Here is a 4,265-nt window from a genome sequence, read left to right as displayed (position 1 = left end):
GTGACGTGCGATCGCGCCAGGTCGGTGGTAGAGCGCCGCCAGCACCGGCGTGTGGCCGCCGCACGCGAGATCCATCCCCGGACAGGCCGCGCGGATCTCATCCGGGCCCACCAGTTCACTGTCGACTCCGTGGTGCTTGTTGACCTCGGCGCGCAGCCGCATGGTGCGGACTGCTGCGTCCGTGTGAGCGAGCGTGAAGTGCCCGCGCGTCGAATAGAACAGATTGAGGTCGAAGTCGACCGCCAGGTCCTGCCAGAGCCGGACGCTCTCGTCGTAGAACGCCACGCCCTCGGGAGTCAGATAGTTGGAGCGGATGATGGTCGTGTTGCGGCCGGTGTTGCCGCCGCCGAGGTAGCCGCGCTCCAGCACCGCCACGCGCCTCATGCCGTGATCGCGTGCTAGGTAGTAGGCGGCTGCGAGCCCATGACCGCCGCCGCCGATGATCACCGCGTCGTAGCTGCCCTGCAGGGCGTCGTGCCGTCGGAACATCCGCGGTTCCGGATACTTTCTGGCGACGGCAAAACGCAGCAGGCGCAGTGGCATGAAGCGGATGAATACAGGCGGCAATCGGGACTCCCTGATGATGGCGCGACCCTGTCATCGTGTCAACCATAACGAACTATTGTTGCCTTATATGAAACGTCCAGGTATCCCGAAACGGTCCACGGCAGGCTCCGCTAGAATCCGGGTTGCGCCCTCCACCGCTGCGGATCGCCCATGAAACTAGCGTTCATCCTCGACCCCCTCGAGTCCATCAAGACCTACAAGGACTCCACGTTTGCCATGATGCGGGAGGCCGCCGCGCGCCGGCACGCCGTCTTCGTGCTGCAGCAGGAGGACCTGGCCTGGAAGGGGGGACGGGTGGTCGGGCAGGCGCGGGCGCTGGAGCTGACGGGCGACGCCCACGACTGGTACCGCGCGGCGGACGCGGTCGAGACGCCGCTCGCGGACTTCGACGCCGTTCTCATGCGCAAGGACCCGCCGTTCGACATGGAGTACATCTACTCCACCTATCTGCTCGAACTCGCGGAGCAGGCGGGCGCGCGCGTCTACAACCGCCCTGCCGCCATCCGCGATTTCAACGAGAAGCTGGCGATCGCGCGCTTCCCCGAGTTCACACCGCCGACCATCGTCACCCGCAAGGAGGCGCTCGTGCGTGCCTTCCTCGCCGACCATGGCGACATCATCCTGAAGCCGCTCGACGGCATGGGCGGCGCCTCGGTGTTCCGCCTGCACGCCCAGGATCCGAACATCGGCGTCATCATCGAGACCCTCACCCATTTCGGGCGCCGGACCATCATGGCGCAGCGCTTCATCCCCGAGATCGTGCAGGGCGACAAGCGCATCCTGCTGATTGCCGGCAAGCCGGTACCGTATTCGCTCGCGCGCATCCCGAAACCCGGCGAGACGCGCGGCAACCTGGCGGCCGGCGGCATCGGCGTCGCACAGCCGCTCTCCGCCCGCGACCGCGAGATCGCCGAGAGCCTGGGACCGCGCCTCTGGGCCCTGGGACTGCTGCTGGTCGGGCTCGACGTGATCGGGGATTACCTGACCGAGGTCAACGTGACGAGCCCCACCTGCATGCAGGAGATCCGCGAGCAGTCCGGCTTCGATGCCGCCGCGATGATGATCGATGCGCTGGAGAGCCCCTGACCGGCGCCCCGGGAGCGCTTCGTGCCTGCCGCCCCGGCGGCCACGACGTAGTACAATCCGCGGGTCACAGCGTGATCGCAGGGAGGCGACGCGCGGCCGATGATTGGGATCCTGATTGTTGCGCACGAAACCCTCGGCGAATGTCTGATCCGCTGCGCCACGCACGTGCTGGGAGCGCTGCCGCCGCATCTTCTGCACGTCGCCGTCCGCCCGGACGACGACCCGCAGGCGGTCGTCCCGGCGGCGAAGCGGCTCGTGGCGGAGCTCGATCGCGGTGCCGGTGTGCTGGTGCTGACCGACATCTTCGGTGCGACGCCCTGCAACATCGCCTGTCAGCTGATCGTACCGGGGCGGGTGGAGGGTGTGGCCGGGGTGAGTCTGCCCATGCTCATGCGGGCGCTCACGTATCGCAACGAATCCCTCGAAACGCTTGTGGAGCGGGCACTTTCCGGCGGCCGTGACGGTGTCGCCCGCATGCCCAGTTCCGACACGGAAAAATGCAGCAGCGAGAAACTGAGATTGTGAACAAGCTTGGCTTGCACGCCCGGGCCTCGGCCAAGATCACGCAGCTTGCCGGGCAGTTCAAGAGCGATATCTGGCTTTCGCGCAGCGGTCGCCGGGTCAACGCCAAGAGCATCATGGGTGTGATGATGCTGGCGGCGGCCAAGGGTTCGACCGTCGGCATCGAGACCGACGGTCCGGACGAGCAACAGGCGATGGATGCGCTCGTGCAGTTGATCGCGAGCAGATTTGGCGAATCGGAATGAACAGAGCGCACAAGAGGAGCGCAGGACAGGCCGGCGCAGCCCGGCGGTGAGCGTCACCTCACCGCCCCGCAACCGGAAGGACGGGCTCGCCCGCACGGCGGAGACAACTGCCGCCGAGGGCCCCCTTTCCGCCTCCGGCGTCACCGTTTACGCTTCACCCATGAGCTTCACCATCCACGGCCTCGGCGTCTCCGGCGGTATCGCCATCGGCTACGCACACCTCGTCTCCCACGCGCGGCTCGAGGTGGCGCATTACGTCGTGCCGAAGTCACGCCTGCAGGACGAGGTGGCGCGGTTCGACGGCGCCATCGCCCAGGCGCGCGAGGAACTGGCTGCGCTGCGCGGGCACATTCCGCCGAACGCGCCGCCGGAGTTCGATGCGTTCATCAACGTGCACCAGATGATCCTCGAGGACGCGACGCTGTCGGAGGAGCCGCGGCGGCTCATCGAAACCCAGCAGTGCAACGCCGAATGGGCGCTCAAGCTCAAGGCGGAAGTCCTCATCAGCCAGTTCAGCAAGATGGAGGACGCGTACCTGCGCGAGCGCAAGGACGACGTCCTGCACGTGGTGGAACGGGTGATGAAGGCGCTGCTCGGGCAGCCGGGCTACGGCCCCATCTCGCTCGGCGGCGGCGAGCACAGCTCGATCCTGGTGGCGCACGATCTGTCGCCGGCCGACATGCTGATCCTCAAGCAGCACCAGTTCGCCGGTTTCATCACCGATGTCGGCGGTGCCACCTCGCACACCGCCATCGTGGCGCGCAGCCTCGGCATTCCGTGCGTGGCGGCACTGCACCATGCGCGCGCACTGATCCACGAATCCGAGCACCTTATCGTCGACGGCACGCAGGGTGTGGTGATCGTCAATCCGGACAAGCAGATCCTGTCCGAATACCGGCTGCGGCAGAACCAGTGGGAACTCGAACGGCTCAAGCTCAAGCGCCTGCGCACCACGTTTGCGACTACCCTCGACGGCACGCCGATCGAACTGCACGCCAACATCGAGATTCCGGACGACGTGGAAGAGGTGAAGGAATACGGCGCGATGGGCATCGGGCTCTTCCGCTCCGAGTTCCTGTTCATGAACCGGGCCACGCTGCCGGACGAGGACGAGCAGTTCGAGGCCTACCGCAGGGTGGCGCGCGAGATGCGCGGGCTGCCCGTGACCATCCGCACCCTCGATCTCGGCGCTGACAAGCGCATCGACGGCGACATCCGCATCACCGCCAACCCCGCCATGGGACTGCGTGCCATCCGCTGGTGCCTGGCCGAGCCGAACATGTTCCAGGTGCAGTTGCGGGCGATTCTGCGCGCTTCGCACTTCGGCAACGTGCGCCTGCTCATCCCCATGCTCTCCGGCGCCAGCGAACTCGAGCAGACGCTGCACCTAATCGAGCAGGCGAAGAAGAGCCTGGACGCGGATGGCGTGCCGTACGACCGGGCAATCCAGGTCGGCGGCATGATCGAGATCCCGGCAGCGGCGCTGGCGCTCAATCTCTTCACCCGCAAGCTCGACTTCCTGTCGATCGGCACCAACGATCTGATCCAGTACACCTTGGCGGTCGACCGCGCCGACGACCGCGTGTCGCACCTGTACGATCCCCTCCACCCGGCGGTGCTGAACCTGCTCGCCGGCATCATCCGCACCGCCGGCAAGGCCGGCGTGCCGGTGGCCGTGTGCGGCGAGATGGCGGGCGACGTCAAGCTGACGCGCCTGCTGCTGGGTCTGGGCCTGCGCATCTTCTCGATGCACCCGGCGCATCTCCTCTCCGTCAAGCAGCAGGTGCTGAAGACGGACCTCGAGGTGTGCACGCCGATCTCCGGCAAGATGCTGCGCGCCGACGA

Annotated in this window: 5 protein-coding genes; 4 read left to right on the top strand and 1 reads right to left on the bottom strand. The window is 66.8% G+C overall.

Annotation, left to right across the window (positions count from 1 at the left end; genetic code table 11):
- Positions 1 to 543 (bottom strand): FAD-dependent oxidoreductase (locus JNK68_08585; protein ID MBL8540416.1); only part of this gene is annotated, 543 nt, incomplete at its 3' end.
- Between the two features lie 174 nt (positions 544 to 717).
- On the opposite strand from JNK68_08585, the gene gshB reads away from it, so the two are divergent.
- From gshB to ptsP, 4 genes are all read left to right on the top strand, one after another.
- Positions 718 to 1,653 carry a glutathione synthase gene (gene gshB, locus JNK68_08580; protein MBL8540415.1) on the top strand — a complete coding sequence of 312 codons (936 nt, stop codon included), beginning with the start codon at positions 718 to 720 and terminating at the stop codon, positions 1,651 to 1,653.
- Between the two features lie 99 nt (positions 1,654 to 1,752).
- Positions 1,753 to 2,178: a PTS fructose transporter subunit IIA gene (locus JNK68_08575; GenBank protein ID MBL8540414.1), complete on the top strand. Its 426-nt coding sequence runs from the start codon at positions 1,753 to 1,755 to the stop codon at positions 2,176 to 2,178.
- Positions 2,151 to 2,420 (top strand): HPr family phosphocarrier protein, encoded by a 270-nt coding sequence (locus tag JNK68_08570; GenBank protein MBL8540413.1) that lies wholly within the window; start codon positions 2,151 to 2,153, stop codon positions 2,418 to 2,420. The genes JNK68_08575 and JNK68_08570 overlap by 28 nt, the downstream gene beginning before the upstream one ends.
- Positions 2,421 to 2,580: 160 nt before the next feature.
- Positions 2,581 to 4,265, top strand: a 1,685-nt coding sequence (gene ptsP, locus JNK68_08565; protein ID MBL8540412.1) for a phosphoenolpyruvate--protein phosphotransferase, incomplete at its 3' end; no start/stop codon positions are given.

It is taken from the genome of Betaproteobacteria bacterium (assembly GCA_016791345.1).
In the GTDB taxonomy this organism is placed as follows: domain Bacteria; phylum Pseudomonadota; class Gammaproteobacteria; order Burkholderiales; family JAEUMW01; genus JAEUMW01.
The sequence above is the reverse complement of the archived record's forward strand: the minus strand, read 5'-3'. Positions and strand labels throughout refer to the sequence as shown.